At 68.2% G+C, this 20394-nt stretch carries 18 protein-coding genes and 1 pseudogene; 8 read left to right on the plus strand and 11 right to left on the minus strand.

Annotated elements, in window-relative coordinates; translation table 11 throughout:
- Positions 1–6: 6 nt before the first annotated feature.
- A complete protein-coding gene (locus tag ACTWPT_RS27965) occupies positions 7–1428 on the plus strand; it encodes an FAD-dependent oxidoreductase (protein ID WP_443180441.1) in 1422 nt (473 codons plus the stop codon).
- A gap of 57 nt (positions 1429–1485) precedes the next feature.
- A complete protein-coding gene (locus ACTWPT_RS27970; protein ID WP_443180442.1) occupies positions 1486–2685 on the plus strand; it encodes a GNAT family N-acetyltransferase in 1200 nt (399 codons plus the stop codon).
- Between the two features lie 1434 nt (positions 2686–4119).
- Here the strand turns inward: ACTWPT_RS27970 and ACTWPT_RS27975 are convergent.
- A pseudogene (locus ACTWPT_RS27975) lies at positions 4120–4560 on the minus strand (AAA family ATPase); the annotation flags it as partial.
- Positions 4561–4989: 429 nt separating this feature from the next.
- On the opposite strand from ACTWPT_RS27975, the gene ACTWPT_RS27980 reads away from it, so the two are divergent.
- Entirely contained in the window at positions 4990–5760 is a 771-nt protein-coding gene (locus tag ACTWPT_RS27980) for a pirin family protein (protein ID WP_443180443.1), read from the plus strand.
- 252 nt (positions 5761–6012) lie between these two features.
- Here the strand turns inward: ACTWPT_RS27980 and ACTWPT_RS27985 are convergent, their stop codons facing one another.
- The 8 genes from ACTWPT_RS27985 to ACTWPT_RS28020 all read right to left on the minus strand — a co-directional run bounded on the left by ACTWPT_RS27985 (position 6013) and on the right by ACTWPT_RS28020 (position 12368).
- Positions 6013–6180: a hypothetical protein gene (locus ACTWPT_RS27985; RefSeq protein WP_443180444.1), complete on the minus strand. Its 168-nt coding sequence runs from the start codon at positions 6178–6180 to the stop codon at positions 6013–6015.
- Between the two features lies 1 nt (position 6181).
- Complete coding sequence (locus tag ACTWPT_RS27990) at positions 6182–6604, minus strand: organic hydroperoxide resistance protein (RefSeq protein ID WP_443180445.1); 423 nt, start codon at positions 6602–6604, stop codon at positions 6182–6184.
- Positions 6605–6989: 385 nt separating this feature from the next.
- Positions 6990–7547, minus strand: a complete 558-nt coding sequence (locus ACTWPT_RS27995) for a CGNR zinc finger domain-containing protein (RefSeq protein ID WP_443180446.1) — start codon at positions 7545–7547, stop codon at positions 6990–6992.
- A 588-nt stretch (positions 7548–8135) separates the two neighbouring features.
- Positions 8136–8873: a hypothetical protein gene (locus ACTWPT_RS28000; RefSeq protein WP_443180447.1), complete on the minus strand. Its 738-nt coding sequence runs from the start codon at positions 8871–8873 to the stop codon at positions 8136–8138.
- Between the two features lie 58 nt (positions 8874–8931).
- Positions 8932–10122, minus strand: a complete 1191-nt coding sequence (locus ACTWPT_RS28005; protein WP_443180448.1) for an RNA polymerase sigma factor — start codon at positions 10120–10122, stop codon at positions 8932–8934.
- Positions 10119–10481, minus strand: coding sequence for a YciI family protein (locus ACTWPT_RS28010; RefSeq protein WP_443180449.1), 363 nt, complete (start codon positions 10479–10481; stop codon positions 10119–10121). The genes ACTWPT_RS28005 and ACTWPT_RS28010 overlap by 4 nt, the downstream gene beginning before the upstream one ends.
- A 112-nt stretch (positions 10482–10593) precedes the next feature.
- Positions 10594–11757: a DUF418 domain-containing protein gene (locus tag ACTWPT_RS28015; RefSeq protein ID WP_443180450.1), complete on the minus strand. Its 1164-nt coding sequence runs from the start codon at positions 11755–11757 to the stop codon at positions 10594–10596.
- A gap of 215 nt (positions 11758–11972) precedes the next feature.
- A complete protein-coding gene (locus ACTWPT_RS28020; RefSeq protein ID WP_443180451.1) occupies positions 11973–12368 on the minus strand; it encodes an esterase-like activity of phytase family protein in 396 nt (131 codons plus the stop codon).
- A 252-nt stretch (positions 12369–12620) separates the two neighbouring features.
- On the opposite strand from ACTWPT_RS28020, the gene ACTWPT_RS28025 reads away from it, so the two are divergent.
- Positions 12621–13919: a hypothetical protein gene (locus ACTWPT_RS28025; protein WP_443180452.1), complete on the plus strand. Its 1299-nt coding sequence runs from the start codon at positions 12621–12623 to the stop codon at positions 13917–13919.
- Between the two features lie 58 nt (positions 13920–13977).
- On the opposite strand, the gene ACTWPT_RS28030 is transcribed toward ACTWPT_RS28025, so the two are convergent.
- Together ACTWPT_RS28030 and ACTWPT_RS28035 are read right to left on the minus strand one after the other, a co-directional pair.
- Positions 13978–14160 carry a DUF397 domain-containing protein gene (locus ACTWPT_RS28030; protein ID WP_443180453.1) on the minus strand — a complete coding sequence of 61 codons (183 nt, stop codon included), beginning with the start codon at positions 14158–14160 and terminating at the stop codon, positions 13978–13980.
- A gap of 26 nt (positions 14161–14186) precedes the next feature.
- On the minus strand, positions 14187–15047 hold the full coding sequence (locus ACTWPT_RS28035; protein ID WP_443180454.1) for a helix-turn-helix domain-containing protein: 861 nt from the start codon (positions 15045–15047) through the stop codon (positions 14187–14189).
- 225 nt (positions 15048–15272) lie between these two features.
- Here ACTWPT_RS28035 and ACTWPT_RS28040 point away from each other — a divergent pair, with 225 nt between their 5' ends.
- The 4 genes from ACTWPT_RS28040 to ACTWPT_RS28055 all read left to right on the plus strand — a co-directional run bounded on the left by ACTWPT_RS28040 (position 15273) and on the right by ACTWPT_RS28055 (position 20310).
- Complete coding sequence (locus ACTWPT_RS28040; RefSeq protein ID WP_443180455.1) at positions 15273–15908, plus strand: DUF6292 family protein; 636 nt, start codon at positions 15273–15275, stop codon at positions 15906–15908.
- 260 nt (positions 15909–16168) lie between these two features.
- Positions 16169–17380 (plus strand): glycoside hydrolase family 28 protein, encoded by a 1212-nt coding sequence (locus ACTWPT_RS28045; RefSeq protein WP_443180456.1) that lies wholly within the window; start codon positions 16169–16171, stop codon positions 17378–17380.
- Positions 17377–19122, plus strand: coding sequence for a hypothetical protein (locus ACTWPT_RS28050; RefSeq protein WP_443180457.1), 1746 nt, complete (start codon positions 17377–17379; stop codon positions 19120–19122). Before ACTWPT_RS28045 ends, ACTWPT_RS28050 begins: the two co-directional genes overlap by 4 nt.
- A 54-nt stretch (positions 19123–19176) precedes the next feature.
- Positions 19177–20310 (plus strand): amidohydrolase family protein, encoded by a 1134-nt coding sequence (locus tag ACTWPT_RS28055; protein WP_443180458.1) that lies wholly within the window; start codon positions 19177–19179, stop codon positions 20308–20310.
- The last annotated feature ends 84 nt before the right edge of the window (positions 20311–20394 follow it).

Genomic DNA, 20394 nt, shown 5'->3' on the forward strand with positions numbered 1-20394 from the left:
ACCGGCATGAGCATGAACATAATCGTCATAGGAGCCGGACCGGCCGGCCTCGCCGCCGCGATGCTGCTCGCCGGACGAGGCCACCAGGTCACCGTGCTGGAACGCGACCCCGCCGAACCACCCTCGACAGCCGCGCAGGCATGGGAGTCCTGGGAACGGCCCGGAGTGAGCCAGTTCCGCCTGCCCCATCTGATCATGCCCCGCGGGCTGGCCCTGCTGGAGCGGGAACTGCCCGAAGTGGTTGCCGAGCTGGAAGCGGCGGGCGCCAGGCGGCACAACATGATCGGCGGGGCATGGAGCGTGCCGGCCGTGGGAGGCCGGCTGCCGGGCGATGAGCGTTACGAGACCATCGCCGCCCGCCGGCCGGTCCTGGAGTTCGCGCTGGCCACCATTGCCGCACGCACCCCAGGTGTCACCGTACGGCGGGGCGACGGCATCGTACGGCTGGTGGCCGGAAGCGCGCGGCTGCCCGGCGTGCCGCACATCGCCGGGGTGGAGACCCGCGATGGACAGGTGCTCCACGCCGACCTGGTCGTGGACGCGGGCGGCCGCAACTCGCAGGCCGCCAGGATGCTGGCCGAACTCGGCCCGATCCGCGGCACCGAGGAGCGAGCCGACGCCGGGTTCATCTACTACGCCCGGCACTACCGTGACAGCGGTAACGGGCTGCCGGAGGCGGTGCAGTGGCCGCTCATCCACCAGGAGACCATCACCGCGGGCACCCTGCCCGGCGACAACGGCGCCTGGTCCCTGATCCTCGTGGCCTCCAGCCACGACCGCGACCTGCGGGCCTTGCGAGACGCGGACGCCTGGGACCGCGCGATCGAGCTGTTCCCCGAGTACGCTCGCTGGGCACGACATGGCGAGCCGCTCACCGGTGTACAGGTCATGTCGGCCGGCCAAACCAGGCGGCGCGACCTGGTCGCCGACGGACTTCCGGTGGTGACGGGCCTGCTCCCCGTGGGCGACGCCTGGGCGACGACGAACCCCACGTTCGGGCTGGGACTGTCGATGGGGCTGGTGCACAGCGCACTGCTGCGGGACTCGATCGACGCCGTGGACGCGCACGATCACGTCAAACTGGCCCTCTCCTTCACCGAGGCGCTGGAGACCACGGTCGCGCCCTATTACCAGGCGCTGCGCGACTGGGACACGCACCGGCTCACGGAGACCGGCTCCGTGCTCAAGGGCGAGCGCTACGAGACGGACGACCCGGCTTGGCAGGTCATCAGAGCGCTGGACGCGACCAAGCTTTCCCACCCCGACCTGCTGCGTGCCCTCGCGGACGTGGGCTCGATGCTGGAGCCCGCCGAGCAGGTGCTGGCCAGACCCGGCCTCATCGATCTGATCATGACGCTGGGCGCCGAAGCCTCCCGCTATCCCGCACCCGGGCTGTTCCGCCGCGAGCTACTGACCGCCATCGGCTGACGGCATGCGCCAAGGGGCTGCGCCCCCGGAGCGGCGTGCCGCCAGACGGGCAGTGACATGACCCCCCGATCAGCACTTTCTACAACAGCCGACGATTCACCTGTAGGGGGTATTTCCATGGAACAGCTGCCGGCCGCGCTCGCCGAAGGCATTGAGGCGGAGCTCATGTACCGGTTCGTGTCGATGGCGCCGTCGGCGATCAAGTCACGGCTGGCGATCGCCACCACGCGCGTGGGAGGCGGTGTGGCGTTGTCGGTGCACAACGACCCGACCGGGTTCTGGAGCAAGGCGCTGGGTTTCGGCTTCGAGGAGCCGGTCACGGCCGACCTCATCGGCCGTCTGGTGGACTTCTACCTTACGCAGGACAGTCGGGGCGCCGTCATCCAGCTCGCGCCGTCGGTGCTGCCGCCGGAAGGGTTCGCCGAGATGATGGCGGCCACCATCGACGACCCGGACTTCCACCCGTTCGCGGCCTGGGAGGGCGACAAGATGATCGGCACCGCCAACCTGTTCGTCCTCGGGGAGGTCGGCTCGTTGAACGCCGCGGGGACGCTGCCGGATCACCGTAACCAGGGCGCGCAGTCGGCTCTTCTGGCCGTACGCGCCAAGCAGGCGGCGAACGCGGGCTGTCGCTGGCTGGTGGCCTTCGGCGCTGATCATTCACGGGCCGATCTCTGGCCGATGAGTGCCGCACTGGCACAGCTGACCGCCATCGCCGCGCCCGCCAGGGTCACTAGTCTCGCCTGCCTGTCCGTCGGCCATCCCGGCTCCGTGGGGTCGGCCGGCCTGGAACAGCGGGAGAGGTCAACAGACTGCTCCTCGACTTCCTCTCGTCCGCTGACCGGCCAACGCCCTGATCGCCGCGCCGCGCAGCAGCTTCGCGTGGGCTTGTCCTCAGCTCTGGTTCGTTCCGTAGAGTTCGCGGTGCCAGAGGTCTTCGCTGATGCGGTCTATGCCGGTGAGCAGGTGGCGGCGGTAGGTGGTGAAGGGGAGATCGAGGCGTTCGGCGGCGGCTTCCTGCGTGGGGGCGCCGCGGCGGTAGGTGACGTCGACGGCTCTCTGAAATTTGCTCGCGCGCGGGTCTCGGCCCAGGTCGTCGATGGCTTGGTCGAGGAGCAGCCGCAGGGCCTCGGCCGGATCGGAGTCGGGGTGTTCGACGACGAGCCTGCTGCGGGCGAGGGGGCTGGCGGTCAGCTCGGCGGGCCGGGAGAGGTGCCGCAGGGCCTTGCGTACGGCGTCGGCGAATTCCGCTTGTGACAACACCACCAGCTCGGCCGGCCGGGCGTCGGGGACGTCCTGCGTGCCGACCAGCAGGAGCCGGTCCAACCGGTCCAGCCAGGCCTGAACGGGCGCTGCCCGCCAGTCGTGAGCGAACAGGGCGTACTCCGTGTCACCCAGCCACGCGTGCTCTCCGACGTCGTGCATGTCGTAATGCCGGAGATAGTCACGCATGGGGCCCTCGCTCGGCATGGCCATGAAAGACCAGGCCATGCGGTCGGCACGCAGGCAGTAGCCGATGGCCCGCCATTGGATCAGGTCCATCACCGGTGACATGCCTTGGTAACGCTCGCGCACCCAGGTCCGGCCGACGGCCAGGTGCTCATCTGGCCGCAGCGGTGCGAGCGCGCGGGCGTTCGCCCAGGCCGCCGCGATGATCGGGTCAGCCGCCGCCTCCTCGTTCCTGGGCTTGTCCAGGCGAACCCAGGAGCACATGCCCACCAGCTCGCCGGTCTCCGTACGCCGGTAAAGGCGGAACGCCGCGGGCTGGCGGCCGGTCCAGAAAGCGACGCCGGCCGCCGACTCCTCGCCGTCCACCTCGGCGGCCAGCCGCACCAGGGCTTCGGTGTCCTCGGGCCGGAATGCGTCCTCGTAGACCTCGCCCTCGCCGCGCCAGGTGTGGAACTCCGCCGTCGATCCGATGTCGCGGTGCAGGAAGAACAGCGAGCCGACGGCCGCCAGAACATCGGAGTCCGCCGCGATGCGGATCTGGGCGGCAAGGTGGGCGTGGATGCGGTGGTGCATGTCCGCGTACCCTTGCGTGTCGCGCCAGCGCAGATCGGCCTCCAGCACCGTCCGCGCCACGTCGTGCGGGAACAGGCCGAGACTGCTGGATTCGACGAACGGCAGCCGCCGCAGCCAGGCGAACAAGGCCGCGGCGTCGTCCGGCAGGACCGCACGCAGCAGGTCTTCGGTGGTCATATAGGCGTGCGCGCAGACTTCCAGCGCGTGCCGGTGCGCGTCGCTGGGCACGTCGCCGACGAGTTGGTCGAGCAGGGTGGCGACCACGTCCTGAGTGGGTGTCCAGCGGGAGCTCGCCGCACGATCCTTGATCGCGACTGCGGCGCCGAGCGACAGCGCGAGAGGGTGGCCGCCGGCGAAGGAGAGCAGCGGTTCGCGCAGCTCGGCGGCCACGCCTCGGGCGTCCAGCAGTGCCGCGGCGTCCTCAGGACGGAGGTCGCGCAGCGATATGACCTGCAGCGCGTCCGCCCAGCCGGGGTCGGCCCGCCACAACATGTCCGGAGGGTTCCGGCCGGCCACCACGACCGTCGCGCCGAGCGGCAGGCGGGGCAGGAACCGCTCGCGGAGCCAGCCCTCCAGCCCCTGGACGCGCTCGAAGGTGTCGACAAGCAGCACCGCGCGCTCGTAGAGCAGCGCCGGTCCGGCCGCGGCCTCGAACGCCGCCGGTGACGGCTCGAGCGTGCGCCCGTCCAGCACCGTCACCGGCCGTCCGGCGGTCGCCGCCTCCTCTGCGAAGCGCCGCACCAGCGCCGACTTCCCGACCCCGCCGGGACCGTGTACGTACAGGACGCGGCCACCGTCGTGCAACGCCGAGCCGAAGGCGGTGAGCTCCTCCTTCCGCCCGACGAAGGCCTGCTCCCTGGCTGCCTGCAGCCGCCCCCCAAGCAGCGCGAAATTCTGGTCATCCCCCGAACGCATAGGGATAACTGTAGCTTTCTGGACGCTCTGGCTGGCGGCGAGAATCCTCCGCGTGAGCACTGAATGGTCATGAAACGCACTAATGGATGAGCAGTCTTCAGCGCAAAGTGCCGCAGGAAGATCACGGTCTGCCGTCGTCGCGGATCCTCGCCGACCAGGCCCAACGGCCCCGGCGATCGGGCGGCGAAAGGTCATGGCCCTTGCACCACGCTCACCTCTCTGGAGACTTGATGTTCCGCTATGCCCGCTTGCGACCCGTCCGGCGCGCGACCGTGACGGCGACTGCTGTGCTCGGCGCCTGTGCCACGCTCGTCACCACGGGCGCGGGAACCGCCGCACTCCTTATCGGAGAGCGAGTCGAAGACGAGTTTCCGCCCGGTGTCCGCATGGGCCGGTGCCGCCTGCTCGATGGCCGTGCGCCCGCATCCGGACGCGCGCCGGATGCGCTGCTGATTCTCAGTCAGCCACGGGCTCGGTGTCTCCACGGACGGCAAGCCTTACCGGAATAGATGACACGTCACCCGGGTTAGGCGCATTGCCTGCGTGACGCGTCACCTGAATGGGTGGTGGTAGACCACCAGGAGCAGGTCGGCGATCAAGGCCGCCCGTACAGAGAGGTAGGGCATGATGAGCGACATCGTTCCCCCGGCCGGGGTGGACATCCGCCGCGCCGGAGAGCGCTTCACGAGCAGCTTCGGCTGGCTGGACTCCAAACACTCCTTCTCCTTCGGCCATCACCACGACCACCGCAACACGCACCACGGTCTGCTGCTGGTCAACAACGACGACATCGTCGACGCCGGTACCGGTTTCGACACCCACCCGCACCGGGACATGGAGATCGTCACCTGGGTGCTGGAGGGCTCGCTGGTTCACCAGGACTCCACCGGCCACAACGGCGTCATCTATCCCGGTCTGGCGCAGCGGATGAGCGCCGGCCGCGGCATCCTGCACTCCGAGAAGAACGACTCCTGGCGGCTGGGCGGGGACGTCCACCGCGACCCGGTGCACTTCATCCAGATGTGGGTCGTACCTGATGAGAACAACATCACGCCCGGCTACGAGCAGCTAGAGATCGCGCACGAGCTGCTCTCCGGCGGGCTGATCCCGGTCGCCTCGGGCATGAGCAAGCACGACGGCGAGGCGGCGATCCACATCAGGAACAAGTATGCGGCCCTGTACGCCGCCCGGCTCCAGCCCGGTCAGGCCGTCCAGCTTCCCGAGGCCCCTTACCTGCACCTGTTCGTGGCGCGCGGCGCGGTCGGCCTGGAGGGAGCGGGGGAGCTGGCGGCCGGCGACGCGGTCCGGTTCACCGCCACCGGCGGGCAGCGGGTGATCGCCACGGAGCCGGCCGAGATCCTGGTGTGGGAGATGCACGCCACTGTCGCGGCCTGACGCCGACGATCAGTTGCAGGATGAACCCCGGCAGGGTCGCCAGGGTGACCGCGCCCGCCCCGGCGGCGCCGGCGCCCCGCCCCAGCAGGAACCGACCAATGGCTCAGCACGTCGCCGGGCTTTGGGGCCGGCTTGGTGCCGTCGGTTCAGAACACCTGGGCCAGGCACCCCAGGGCGACGGCCACCACGATCGTGGCCACCGTCAGCACTCTCACGGATTTGGGGATGCGCATCACGATGTCCCTCCAGGTTTCATAGGCAGTACCGCACGAGCCATTCGTCCGCGTCGTAGGCCCGCTGCGCGGGATCCGGCGTGGTGGCTGCGCGCTCTTCGACCGTGTCCTCGAGCCGGACCCGCTCGGGCAGCCGGCCGAAGCGGACACGGCGCGCGGTCTCGGTGGCGTCCTGCGCCGGCCGCACCTCAGGCGGCTTTCGCGTTGATGGTGACCGGGATGTTGCCGCGGGTCGCCTTGGAGTAGGGGCAGAGCTGGTGGGCCGCGGCGCCGAGCTCGTCGGCCGTCTGCTGGTCCACGCCTGCGAGTTCCAGGTTGAGCACGGCGCTGAGGCTGAACTCGCCGTCGTCACCGTGCAGGGTCACCTCCGCCGTGATGGCCGTGCTCTTCAACGTGATCTTGCGCTGCGCCGCCGCCCTTCTGACCGCGCCGAGGAAGCAGGAGCCCCAGCCCGCGGCGAACAGCTGCTCGGGGTTGGTGGCCCCGCCCGCTCCGCCGAGCTGCTTCGGGACGGCGAGCGTGGTGTCGAGGAGGCCGTCGTTGGCTTGGACCCGGCCTCCGTTGCGGCCCTCTCCCGTGACGGTGACGACCCCGGTGTAGCTGACAGCCATGGCTTTTCCCTTCTGGGCAGGTGGAGATACGCCGGGAACGCATCCAGCGTCACCGGTTCAACTGGTGACGATACTGGCAAGCCATGCGTCACCTGTCAAGACGGTGATGCATTCTCGGCAGGCGGAAGTGGCGGCCGTGCCAGCGGGCGCGTAACCATCGGTCGTGGCTGGCGATCAGGATCGCGCCGGGGCCCATCGGCGCCCCAGGGCCTTGTCCAGGTCGCCGGAGAGGCGAGGCGAAAAGGTGGTTGGTGAGCTCGTCGAGCAGGAGCGCCTCGCGTGGATCGGCCACCAGCAGGCCGCCGCCGGTCAAGACGGGTGTGTCGTCAGGCCTGGAAAGGTGTGTGTCGTCAGGCCGGGAAAGGACAGGGTGGAGCAGCCGGGATCAGTACGTGCCGGCCGCCTGGGCCTCCTTCTTGCGTGCCCGGTACGCCGCGGCCTTGATCTTGTTGCCGCAGGACTCCATGCCGCACCACTCCCGACGCCCGCCGCGCGACCGATCGATGAAGATCTTGGTGCACTCGGGGTTGGCGCATTCCTTCATCAGCGGCACCTCCGGCCCGCTGAGCAGCTCGATGGCGTGCCGGGCCACGGTGGACAGCGCCTGCGCCGGGGTCGCCTCGACCCACCGCCCCTCGGCCCTGAGCTGGGGCGCCGCCGGGGGTTGGCGCGCGGTGTCGTTCACCAGGGCGAGCGCCTCGTCGTCGTAGCCGTCACCAGCGAGCCGGGCGGTTACTAGCGCGTAGATGGCCTCGCGCACCACCACCGCCTGGGCCAGGTCCTCTTCCTGGCAGGGAGAGACGGCATCGACGATGCCGGACCCCAAGTACCAAGCGTCGAGCCGGTCGGGGGAGTCGAGTGTCTCGAAGCGCTCCGTGCGGCGCGCGCGGAGCGTGCAAGCGAGGTCGAGCGCGGGGTTGCCACACAGGAACACGTGCTTCACATCACCAGTTTGACAGGTGACTTCCAGCCGTGCAATCGTCGTCACCGCTCGGACCGCGACCATCATGGTGGCGTAGTGACCTGCATGCACGGGCAGCCCCGCAAGGCCGGCGCCTCGCGGGGCTGCAGTTGTTCGTTGAGGTCAGCCGCCGATGCGGCTAGTTGTGGGAGCCGCCCCTGCAGTACTGGCGCTCCCAGCGTCCGTCCCTGTAGCAGTAGTAGCACTTACCTTTCCACTCACACCTCCGGGCTGCATTGGAGGCGTTGGTGACCTGCTGGGCCGCCGCGCAATTGCTGGCGTCGGAGGCCTGCGCGGCGGTGACGACGGATCCGGAGATGACGAGCGTGGACGCCCGGCCAGAGGTAAATTCTCATTTCTGGCACGTCGCCACATGCACGTAATTATCAGCACGCCTAAAGAAATACGGCATCACGCACCAGCGAGCGGGCGCGAGCCTTCGAGTGCACATTTGCACCGCCGAACCCAACCTGAACAGGGGCTTCCCCAGGCCTTTCACTGCAGCGCCATGGGACGGCAAATTGCAGGGAAGGGCATGAGCGCCATTGCGTCGAAAGCAGGGATATCCCCCTATTGCGGTCGCATCAGGTCGAGGTCCTCGCCCCAGGCGTCCAGCACCGCGCCGTGCCCGGCGCGCCGGGCCACTGCCTCGACATGGGCGAAGAGGCGCCGTTGCAAGGGCACGTCGCCCGTTCCCGAGATGCGGTGCGCGGCGTCCAGCAACCTGCCGGTGTCCCAGCCGGGCAGCGGGTATCGGGCGAGTTCCCATTCCAGGTATTTGTTGTAAGGGCGAGGGCGACGGTCGAGAGCGAAGAGCAGCTCCAGCAGAAACCGGATGCTGTCGGCGGCGTCGAGGCGGGCGGCAAGTGAATGTCCGTCACGGTCGTTCTTGATGGACCGGTAGAGGGAGTTGGCATAGGCGTCGAGCCATTCACCGGAGTCCCGGAATGCTTCATCGGCATCGAGCCGTGCCTTGGCGGCGAGGATCTCGGCGATGCCTCCGTCGAGCCGGTCGAGCACGATCCTGGCGCGGGCGAGGGCGTAGCGCTCGAAGCCGGGCATTCCGACCGCGTGGAACTCGGCGAGGGAGATGATGACGAGGTCGAGTTCGGGGGTGCGGTGGCCGGCGAACCGGGTGAGATCCGTTGTCGCACTGTCGGCGAAGACGACGTACAGGTCGTAGTCCGAGTGCTCGGTGATCATGTCGTCGTGGGCGCGGGAGCCCTTGAGTACGAGTCCGACGACGGCGGGGTCGGCGGCGGCGAGTTCAACGAACGCGTGGTAGGTGAGGGGATGCTGAGTGGGCATCGGATGATCTCCGGTGGAATGGTGACGGCTCCGCCTCGGCTCATGACATGAAGGTGGTTCAGCGGCCGCCGCGGGTGAGGAAGTCTCGCTCGGGTCCGACCGGCGCCAGGTCAGCGGCGCGCTGGTAGGCGGCGGCGGCCTCGCTGTGACGGTCGAGGCGCCGGAGCAAGTCCGCGCGGGCGGCGTGGAAGGGGTAGTAGTGGTCGAGGTCGAGCTGGTCGATCAGGGCCAGGGCGGCGGCAGGGCCGTGGACTTCGGCGACGGCGATGGCGCGGTTGAGTGCGACGACCGGAGTGGGCGCGAGGGCGTACAGATGGTCGTACAGGGCGATGATCTGTGGCCAGTCGGTGTGGGCGGCGGTGGGGGCGTCGGCGTGCACGGCGTTGATGGCGGCCTGTAGCTGGTACGGTCCCGGCCGGTCGTGCAGGAGGCAGCGGCGGACGATCGCCTGGCCTTCTGTGATCAGGGACCGGTCCCACTGCCGGCGGTCCTGGTCGCCAAGCAGGACCAGGGAGCCGTCGGGCCGGGTGCGTGCGGCGCGCCGGGATTCGATGAGCAGCAGCAGGGCCAGCAGTCCGGCGACCTCCGCCGCGCCGGGCATGAGCGTGGCAAGGAGGCGGACCAGCCGGATCGCCTCGGCGCACAGGCCCCGCTCCTCCGGGCCGGACAGGCCGGTGTTGTAGATGAGGTAGACGACGGCCAGCACGGGGGGCAGGCGGCCGGGCAGCTCATGGTCGGCGGGGATCCGGTATGGGATGCGCGCGGCTTTGATCTTGCGTTTGGCGCGGACCAGGCGCTGTGCCATGGCCGGCTCGGCGACCAGGAAGGACCGGGCGACCTCGTCGGTGGACAGACCGCCGAGCAGTCGCAGCGTGAGCGCTACCTGCGCCTCGGCGGACAGGGCGGGGTGACAGCAGGTGAAGATCAGCTTGAGCCGGTCGTCGGGCACTAGGTCCTGCTCCTCCGGTTCGCGGTCGGGCGCGAGAAGCGTCACGTCACCCAGCAGGCGCCTTTCGCGCGTCCGGCGGCGCAGGCGGTCGATCGCGCGGTTGCGGGCGGTGACGGTGATCCAGCCGCCCGGGTTGGGCGGCAGTCCTTCGGCCGGCCACTTGATCAGGGCCAGGGCGAACGCCTCCTGCACCGCGTCCTCGGCGGCGTCGATGTCGTCGAAGACGCCGATCAGCGTGGCCAGCGACCGGCCGTACTCCTCGCGGAAGATCCGGCCGATCGCGGCCTGTCCGATGTTCACTCCTGTGAGGTGCCGGCGAATGGACGTACCTCGATCGGCGTGTCGATGGCCGCGGTGGCCTTCGAGGCCAGGGCTAGTGCGGCGTCGAGATCGTCGGCCTGGATGATGTAGAAGCCGCCGAGGTGGTCTTTCGACTCGGTGAAGGGGCCGTCGGTGGTCAGGACTTGGCCGTCGCGCACGCGCACCACGGTGGCGGTGTCGGCGTCGTGCAGGCGGCCGGAGAACACCCACATTCCGGACGACTTCATCTCCTGCTCCACGGCGCCGAGCCGCTCGTGGGACTGCCGCATCTCCTCCTCCGTCATCGGTTCATGGACCTGGCTCTCGGAGCTGTGCACGGACAGCATGTAGTGGGGCACGGCGGTGTTCCTCTCGTCAGAGGCGGGGTCCGTCCCGCCCGTTCATCTGACTACGAACGGGCCTGGCCGGAATCGACACCCACATCCACGCTAGTTTGAGGTCGGAGCCACCTCATCGGTAGGCCAGGCGGCGCAACAGGATCTCCGCAGGACCTCTGTACCCGACACGCCGCATGAAATCGGCGATGACCACCGACACCAGCCAGGTCGCCATGGCCACGCCTGTGGCACCGGCAAGCCCAAGATCGTCCTGCAGCTCGAGTCCGTACGGGTAGAAGACCCCGACGAACACGAAGGACTGGAAGAGGTACAAGCTCATCGAGCGCTGACCGAGCGCCTGAACGGCAGTGGCCAGGCCGTTCGGTCGCCTGGTGATCGGGATCGCGATCAAGCCGATGACCGCGGCCATGCCGATCCCGCCGAAGTATCCGGTGAACGGTTGCGTGAGCGCCGCCGCCCACAAGGCGGCGCCCGGCGGCTCGGCCCATACGCCGGCCTGGACAAGACCGACAGGCACGGCGCCGATGACGGACAGGGTGATGGTGACGATCGCGGCTTTGATCAGGAAGCGGCGATGCCGCGCGGGCTCGTCCAGCAGCCGCCGCCGCGCTGCCCACACTCCGATGATCACGCCAGGAACAACCAGGATCACTCCGGCCACCAGGCCGAACGGCCAGGCCTGGAGCCGCTCGGCGAACAACTGCCATGGGTCCTTCATCCCGGCCGCGACGATACCGGCCGCGATAGGAGAACGGCCCTGCGACAGCGGATACCACATGGCGAACCCGACCAAGACGGTCGCCGGCACCAGGCTGAGCCCCGCCGTCCACAGCAGAGTCGAGTCCTTGGCCCGCAGCAGGCCGACGAGCAGGACGGCGCTGATCCCGTACGCGGCCAGGATGTCGATGGGGACCAGCACCGCCATGTGGACGAACCCGATCAGGACCAGCCACCATCCCCTCCGGCGCAGCAGCTTGCGTACGGCCACCCAATCGCTGCCCCGCCGCGTCCGCCGGTCCAGCAGCTGGACCAGCGAGTAGCCGAACAGGAACGCGAACATCGGCCGGGCGTGGTTGTTGACGAAGAGATTGTGGAAGCCGTGTGTGAGGTCGTTGAGTAAGGCAGGGCCGTGGTCGATGTCGACCACGAACAGCGGCGCGTGCGCGAAGGCAATGGCCAGCAGCATGAGACCCCGTGCCAGGTCCGGGGCCGGCACCCGCGTGGCCGTCTCCGGTGAGCCGTGCGGAGCGGCCGGCGCCAAGCCTGACGTATTCATGATCGAGCCTTCCGGTGTCCGGGAACCGTTCCCCATCGCCGCGAGCCTTGGTGAACGCGGCGTCAACGTCCCGAGCACGAACGTAACGAGCCAGGACATCGACGCGGAATGTGGCTGGACGCAGAACAGGGGTGCACGTAAGTGCACCCCTGCCGACCCGGCCCGGCAGCACTCCGCTCCCTGGCCCGGCCGTATGGAACGTCCGCGAACCGCCGTCAGTCGCGCAGCCCCGGCACGTCGATGACGATCACCTCGGTGTCGTCGGGCCGGCCCGCGATGCGTCCGTCGTTCCCGGGGAAGTTGTTGTCGTTGGCGACCACGACCCGGTCACCGCGCAGCGGCAGCACCGACTCGACCGACTGCAGCGGGAACGAGAACAGCGGCCCGACCCCGTACTCGCCTGGGCGGGCCGGCGAAGAGACGCCCTTGGGGTCGGCGATGCGCAGCAGGTCCACGGCAGTGCGGCGGGGCAGGGCGCCGTCCGGCGCCGCGGCGTCGAGGTCGGTGACGACCAGACGCTTGATCCGGGCGCTCGGGCCCATGTCGTTGTCCCGCTCGATCAACAGCAGCCGCCGGTCGTCGAGCACCGCCGCGTCGCGGGTGAAGGCCACCCGCACGAGGCTGATCGAAGTCCCCGCAGCTCGCCAGCGCAGAACCGGACATGAAACACATCGTGAACGGAAGTTGTATCTGTGCCGATCAGGTGCGGTGCCCGCCTGTCGCGTCGTGCCGCTCGAGCTCCATCTCACCACGCAGCAGCATCACGAAATATCAAGAAATATCAAGAAATTCAAACTCTTGTCATGGTTGGAGATCGCGGAGACACTGCGGGCGGAGCCGTGCTGGAGACAGGGGGAGTCGCCATGAGATGGCGTGCCGTGATCATCATGCTGCTGATGACGTTCGCCTTAGGGGCGGGCGAAGCCCCCAGGGACTCCTACGAGATATGGCTGGTCGACCAGTCCGACACGAACGGCCTCACCCATGGCGGCACCGTGCACGTGTACGACGGCGGCGACGTCACCAGGCGTCTGTCCGCCGCCCGGCCGACCGGGGTGATCGACCTCGGCGGCGCCACATCGTCCCTGTGCCTGTCGAGCACCGGGCGGAACCCGGTCCGGCCTCACATGATCGTGTTCAACAAGGCCGACACCCACGCGGCGCTCGCCTTCGTCGCCAGCGGCCACGTGGTGATCTTCGATGCCGCTTCCCGGCGGCCGCTCGCCTGTTTCTCCACCGAGACCGGAGCGGGCGGCGCCCGGCAGGCCCACGCCCTGTGGCCGACCGAGGACGACCGATACCTCATCATCGCCAACCAGAACGGCAAGAAGCTGGAGCGGATCCGCACCGATTATGCCGCCGGCGCGTTCAGGCAGGAGCCCGCGGCGACGCTCGACCTGGCGGGCTGCACCACCCCGAGCGGCGCGCCGTGCCAGTCTCCTGAGGCACGCCCCGACAACGCGCCGATCTGCCCGTTCATCGCCTCCGACAACGGCCCGGTCTTCGTCAGCCTGCGGGGCGGCGGCATGTTCGTCGTGGACTGGCGCACCACGCCGATGGCCATCGTGGGAGAGTACGACGCGGCACACGTGCCGGCGAACGGCTGCGGCTTCATCGAAGCGAAGGGCGCCGTCTTCGGCGACGGGGGCGGCGGCACCCCCGCCAACCTCGACCAGTTCAGCGTTTTCCGGGTGCCGCGCAGCGGCTACTCCGCCGCCAACCCACCGAACACGCCTCCCGTGGAGCGGCTCTTCGACGACGACGCGCCGGACCGTGACGCGCACGGCACCGCCGTCAGCGCCTGGGAACGCCATGTCTGGGTGGGCGACCGCGACGGCAACGTGGCGGAGGTCTTCGACGGCCGCACCGGCTCCCGTGTCAACACGGTGCCACTGACGTCGCCGTTCAGCGCCGATCCGACGGTGGACCTGTTCGCCGGCTCCCCCGACCGGGCGTGGCTGTTCGCGTCGGCACGCGGTCCGAACCCGCTCTCCGGCGACCCGCACTCCTCGCACGGCACCAACCCCGGCATGCTGATCATCCGCATGACGGACGAGGGCCGCACCGGCCAGGTCCTGGGTCTGATCCCCATCACCAACGTCGACGCGGCGGGCACCGAACGCGCCGACGCGCACGGCATCCGGGTACGGCACGTGCGCTGACACGTCGAGCAGCGCTGGTGGTCGGGCGTGCGATCACATCCCGTGCGGCGCTGATCGATCAGACGTCGCCGCGTTTGATCTTGTCGAGCAGGTGGCGGTAGGAGGAGGCCGATATCACGAGCGGCTGGAGACTGACGTCTTTGGAGTCTCTGATGGCAACGTCGCCGCTGTCGAGCAGGCGGACTTCGAGACAGTTGCCATTATGGCTACAGAAGCTGGAGCGCTTCCACTGATGTTCCATGTGTGGACAGCGTAGTGGACTCCGGATCAAGAATGAGCCAGGTTGGCGATAAATTCACGTGTGGCGGCGGGAGACAGCGCATAATCGGCGAGCAGCTCGAACATTTTTTCAAAATAAATTGATTGCTGCTCGTCCAGCAAGAATTGGCTGATGACATTGCGATCGACATAGACCAGGGACTGTTCCAGCGGATCGCTTTTATCTAGATTCAGCAGGGTAAAAGACTCTTCGACCATTCCGCGAGAGTGCGCCAAGGGGACGACCTGAAGCGTTACATTAGGCAAATCAGAAAAGTCGACCAGCTTCCTCATTTGTTCGGACATGATAGCGGGACTGCCGACCGTCCGCAACAATACAGATTCGTCCAAGATTATCCATATTTGAGATGATTCAGGGGGGAAGAACCGTTTTTGGCGATTCATCCGAATGGAGAGGCGCTCTTCGACCTGGCGTGGCGTCAACGTCGGATCGACCTCGCGCCAGCTCGTGATGAGACGCCGCGCGTACGCCTCCGTCTGCACGATGCCGGGCACGACGTTGATCGACCACTCCCTGACGGACTCGGCCACCGCCTCCACACTCATGAACGTCAGGAACTCCCGCGCCCCAGCGGTGTAAGCCCTCCAGGAGTGCGGCGTCTGGGTCTGCCTGGCCAGCGCGAGGAGGCGCTCACGTCGACCCGGCGTGGCCTCGTAGAGATCGAGCAGGAGTTGGATGTCGTCTTCCGACACACTGATCCGGGCGTTCTCAATCCGACTGATCTTGGACGGTGACCAGCCCAGACGATTTTTGATGTCGTCACCCGTGAGAGATGCTCGCTCTCTCAGGTAGCGAAGCTCTCGCGCCAGAATGCGACGTTGCACGGGGGGAGAAGATGCATCGCTCACGTATATATCCCAAATGTCTCTGATGCCCTGCTCTTGCCTTGATCACTCCCGCCATTGAGCCACAGAAGTAAGGCTCCGTGCAAGATTGCATGCAGCCTTACGGTACTTCACCATTGTGAGGGGAGGCGTCGAATGGTCGAGCAGGCAGCGCACACCCAGGGCTTGGACGAGAAGCTCTCGGGCCGGTCATCACCAGGAGCCCTCCGTCGGGCTTGTGCAACGTCGGTGGGAGCCTGGCATGCGCCCGATCAGCATGAGCACGCCGACGCAAGCGTCTACACCTGCCCTTCCCGGCTCATCGGATGGAGCAGCCGGCCGACTGGCTCGGACGTGGTGACCTCCCGCGGCATCTGGCGCGTGGATTGGCAGGAACTACACGTCGGCTACCTGCACGATGTCTATCTGGGACTGGTTCGCCGGGAAATCCAGCCGAGCGCGCACTGGATCACGGCGTTCCTCCCGCGCTCCGCCACGATCGTCCTCGACGAGCCCGGCCTCGCCGAGGATTCCGTTCTCGCCCTGGCGTGGGACGAGGAGAGCGGCTGGCGCTTCGGCATGTTCGCGCAAGGGGACGTGCACTGCCCGACCCTCCTCAGGCAGCAGCGCTACATCTGCGGCGATGTGCTGCCCGACCCCGCCGACGTGGGCGACACGGTGCTGGCCGTCGTCGAGGAGCTGCGGCGTCCGCGTCGGTGGTGGCAGGCACGAGAGTCCGAGCGGCGCTGGGGCTGGCCGTATCCACCGTCCTATCGTTCCTATCGCGACGTGCGCGACGGCTTCGACGATCGCCTGCGAGCCCACCTGCCGCCGGACGACCCGACCCCGACCCCGCCGGTCCAGCCTTCACAATTAACTTCGTAAGGATTTGAATTCCGGCACGGCGCGATTTACGCTCCAGAGATCCGATGTCTCCACGTCCCCCGGTGGTGACCATGCACTCTCGACGATCTCTACTGAAGGCCGGCGGAGTCCTCGCGGCCGCCACGATCACTCCAGGAACCGCGTTGGCACAGGCCGAAGCTCGATCACCGGATCCCTGGCACAAGGTGCCGCACATCCTGCGGAGGATCCGGCCTCCTCGATTCCCGCGGCGAAGGTGGGATGTCACCGCTTTTGGAGCGGTGGGCGACGGGACCACCGACTGTACGGCCGCGTTCAAGGCAGCAATCGCTGAGTGCCACCGCAACGGTGGCGGGCGGGTCCTGGTTCCGCCAGGCCGTTTCCTCACCGGAGCCGTTCACCTGCTCAGCAACGTCGAGTTACATGTTTCCGAGGGCGGCGTGATCGCCTTCAGCCCCGATCCCAACGCGTACCTGCCGGTGGTCTTCACCCGGTGGGAGGGCACGGAGTGCTACAACTACAGCCCCTTCGTCTACACCCACGGCCAGCGGAACATTGCGATCACGGGCAAGGGCACGCTGGACGGCCAGGCCAGGCAGGGGCCGTGGGAGAGCTGGTACGCCAATGGCGGGCCCCAGGGCGCCGACCAGCGGACGCTGCGGAAGATGGGCGACGACGGCGTGCCGGTCGGGCAGCGGGTGTTCGGGGCGGGGCATTACCTGCGCCCAGCCATGGTCCAGTTCGTGAAATGTCAGGACATCCTCGTCAGTGAGGTCACGATCCTCGAGCCGCCCATGTGGACCGTCAACCCCGTCCTCTGCACGAACGTCACCATCCGCGGCGTCACCGTCGTCAGCACGCTCTACAACACCGACGGCTGTGACCCCGAGGCGTCGTCGTACGTGCACATCCACGGCTGCCGCTTCAACACCAACGACGACTGCGTCGCGGTCAAGTCGGGACGTGACGCCGACGGCCGCAGGGTGGGCGTGCCCAGCGAGAACATCGTCGTCCAGGACTGCTACTTCTCCGGCCGCTGGGGCGGCATCACGGTGGGGAGCGAGATGTCCGGCGGCGTCCGCAACGTCTTCGCCGAACGGTGTGTGATCAACTCCCCGGACTTCCCCGGCAACTACCCGGTGAAGTATCCCGTCTACATCAAGGCCAGCAAGAAGCGCGGCGCCTTCATCGAGGGCGTGTACGTACGCGACTTCACCGGCCAGAACGTGGACCGCGAGGTCATCTTCGTCAACATGGCCTACAACAGCAACGAGGGCGGCACGGAGCCGGTGTCCGTCCGCGACATCCGGATGGAGCGGACCGAGGTCGACGGCGCCGACGCCGTGCTCAACCTCGTCGGCCTGGAGACGGACCACCTGGTCGGGGTGCACCTGGAGAAGTGCACGTTCACGAACGTCACAGGACCGGACAAGATCGCCTTCACCGACGACCTGACCATGCGGAAGGTGTTCGTGAACGGGGTGGAGCAATGAGCCGCGTCATCGCCGCCCTGATCCTGCTGGTGACAGCCGGGGTGGCGCTACCCGCGGAGGCGGCGGCCGGGCAGGTGCGCGGGTGGACGATCCTGTCCGACAGCGACGCCGGGGCCGACGCCGTCATCGCCGCCGCGAAGCCGTACAAGATCAATCATTTGCAACTGAGCCATGAGATCGTGCACGACCTGCGCGAGGTACGCGAGCCGGCCAAGCAAGCGCAGGCCAACCGGCTCACCAAGGCGGCGCACGACGCCGGGATCGCCGAGGTGGCGATCTGGGACCACTCGCTCTACGACCTGGACTACTACCCTGCCGAGTTCCGCACCGGCCCCGGCGGCACGATCGACCTGGACGATCCGGCCTTCTGGGAGTGGTTCAAGCAGGACTACCGGGAAATGCTCGACCTGGTGCCGGACATCGACTCGGTGGTGCTGACCTTCATCGAGACCGGCGCCCGGGTGGAGCGGCAACACTCGACGAGGCTCACCACGGCCGAGCAGAAGCTGGCCTACCTGGTGGATCAGGTCGCCGAGGTCCTGGTCAACGAACGCGGGCTGGGGCTCTACTTGCGCACGTTCGGGTATTTCCCCGAGGAGATGGAGCGGACGATCGGCGCGATCGCGCTGGTCCGCAACCCGCACGTCAAGGTGATGGCCAAGGCCACGCCCCACGACTTCTTCCTCACCCACCCGAACGACGCCACGATCTCGCGGATCGACCGGCCCGTGCTCGTCGAGTACGACGCGGCAGGCGAGTACAACGGCCAGGGGAAGATCGCGAACGCGTGGCCGGAAGAGCACGTCAACCGGCTGCGCCACTACCAGACCCTGCCGAACGTGATCGGCTACGTGGCCAGGACCGACCGCTACGACGAGTCCCGCATCATCGGCACGCCCACCGAGATCAACCTGTACGCGCTGGCCCGGGCCACGGAGGATCCCCGGGTGAGCGTGGAGACGATCTACCGCGAGTTCGCGGCCAGGACGTACGGGCCGCGGGCCGCGCGGAACGTCGCCTCGGCGCTGTCGAAGTCGTACGAGATCGTCACCTCGGTGCTCTACACCCTGGGCACGAACACCGCCAACCACTCCAGACTCGACTACGAGCCGTACTGTTCGAGCTATCACCGCAGCGTGTCAGGCAAGTGGATCGACCCGCCCGTCACCTATGTGCGCCACAACGTGAACAAGCGGTTCCACTTCTGGATCGACTTGGTCGACCATCTGTCGCCGGCCGCCTGCAAGTCCGACCCCACCCTGGCCAGGGAGGCGCAGTACGTGCTGGACAGGGGCTGGGTGACCATGGGCGACCACATGACGCCCCGATACCTGGAGTACGTGCTCACCGAGAAGGACCACGGGGTGCGGGTGGCCGAGAGCGCGCTGCGGGACGTCGTCGTGGCCAGGCGCGACCTCGAGCCCGAGCACTTCGAACAACTCGAGGCGTACTTCGAGCGGACGGTGCTGACCGCCAGGCTGCACCGGGCGGTCGCGGCGGCGTACTTCGGATACCGCATCTACGTGCGGGACGAGGAGCAGCGGACGCCGAAGATGCGGCGGCTCATCTGGGACGGGCTCGATGACGCCCAGCGCATCGCCGAGCAGATCCGGACTTATCCGGTGCCGGCGGCGAGCGGCGAGTGGGACTGGGTCAGGGACGCGGCCGAGGCGGCCAAGTACTACGACCGTATCTCCAAAGGCTGGGACCGCTACGGCGGCATAGCTGTCCCCCACCCCTGAGATTGAGTAGGGCATACTCAGGCGTTTCCGGCGGGGCCGTGCGACGGTGGCGGCATGCTCGCGTTACGTGCTCGCCGTCTCTTCGACGGCCGGGAAATGCACCACGACCGCGTGGTGGTCGTCGAGAACGGGCGCGTCGCCGACGTCACCGGCGACGCGACCGCCACGATCGACCTGGGTGACGCCACGCTGCTGCCCGGGCTCATCGACTGCCACGTCCACCTGGCCTTCGACGCCGGCCTCGACGTCCTGGGAATGCTGGAGCAGCCGGGTCTCGCCGACCGTATGCGGTCGGCGGCGCGGCAACACCTGGCGGCCGGCGTGACCACGGTGCGCGACCTGGGCGACCGGGACTATCTGGCGTTGGGACTCGGGCTGGGTCTCGACGGGCCCGAGATCCTTTCGGCCGGGGCGCCGATCACCACGCCCAAGGGGCATTGCTGGTTCCTGGGCGGCGAGGCGGCGGGCGAACAAGGGGTGCGCGAGGCCGTGCGGGAGCGGGCGACGCATGGCGCGCATGTGATCAAGATGATGGTGACCGGCGGTGAGATGACCGCCGGCTCCCACTCGCACCTGCTCCAGTACGGCCCCGCCGAGCTGAAGGCGGCCGCCGACGAGGCGCACGCGCACGGCCTGCCGATCACCGGACACGCCCACTGCGCGGAGGGGGTCACACAGGCGCTGGAGGCCGGGTTCGACTCGATCGAGCACTGCTCGTTCTTCACCGAGGACTCCTTCGAGGTGGACTACGGGCTGATCGCCCGGCTGGCCGCCGCCGACATCGTCGTGTCCCTCACGGCGGGGATAGCACCGAGCCCGGTGCCGCCGCCACCGCGCATCCAGCAGCGGATCGCCGGCATGACGGAGGCGTTGCGGGCCTTCTACGCCGCCGGGGTGGATTTCGTCATCGGGACGGACGCGGGGATCGGGCCGCCCAAACCGCACGGGGTGCTGCCATACGGGGCGGAGATGCTGGTCGAGCAGGGGTACGCGGCCATCGACGTGCTGCGGTCGATCACGTCGGTGGCGGCGCGTGCCTGCCGGGTGGACGAGCGCAAGGGCATGATCGCGCCGGGGTTCGACGCCGACCTGGTGGCCGTGGAGGGGGACCCACTGGCCGACATCACCGCGCTGCGGCGTCCGCAGGCGGTCTACCGGATGGGGCGTCTCGTCACCCAGGTCGTCTAGTAAGCCAGGCATGCAGGTCTCGCCGGCCTGGCGGACCGCAGCAGCTTTTGCGGCCAGCGGTGATCTGTGCCTGGTGCTCCTTCT

The organism is Nonomuraea sp. 3N208, from assembly GCF_052245935.1.
Taxonomy (GTDB): Bacteria; Actinomycetota; Actinomycetes; order Streptosporangiales; family Streptosporangiaceae; genus Nonomuraea.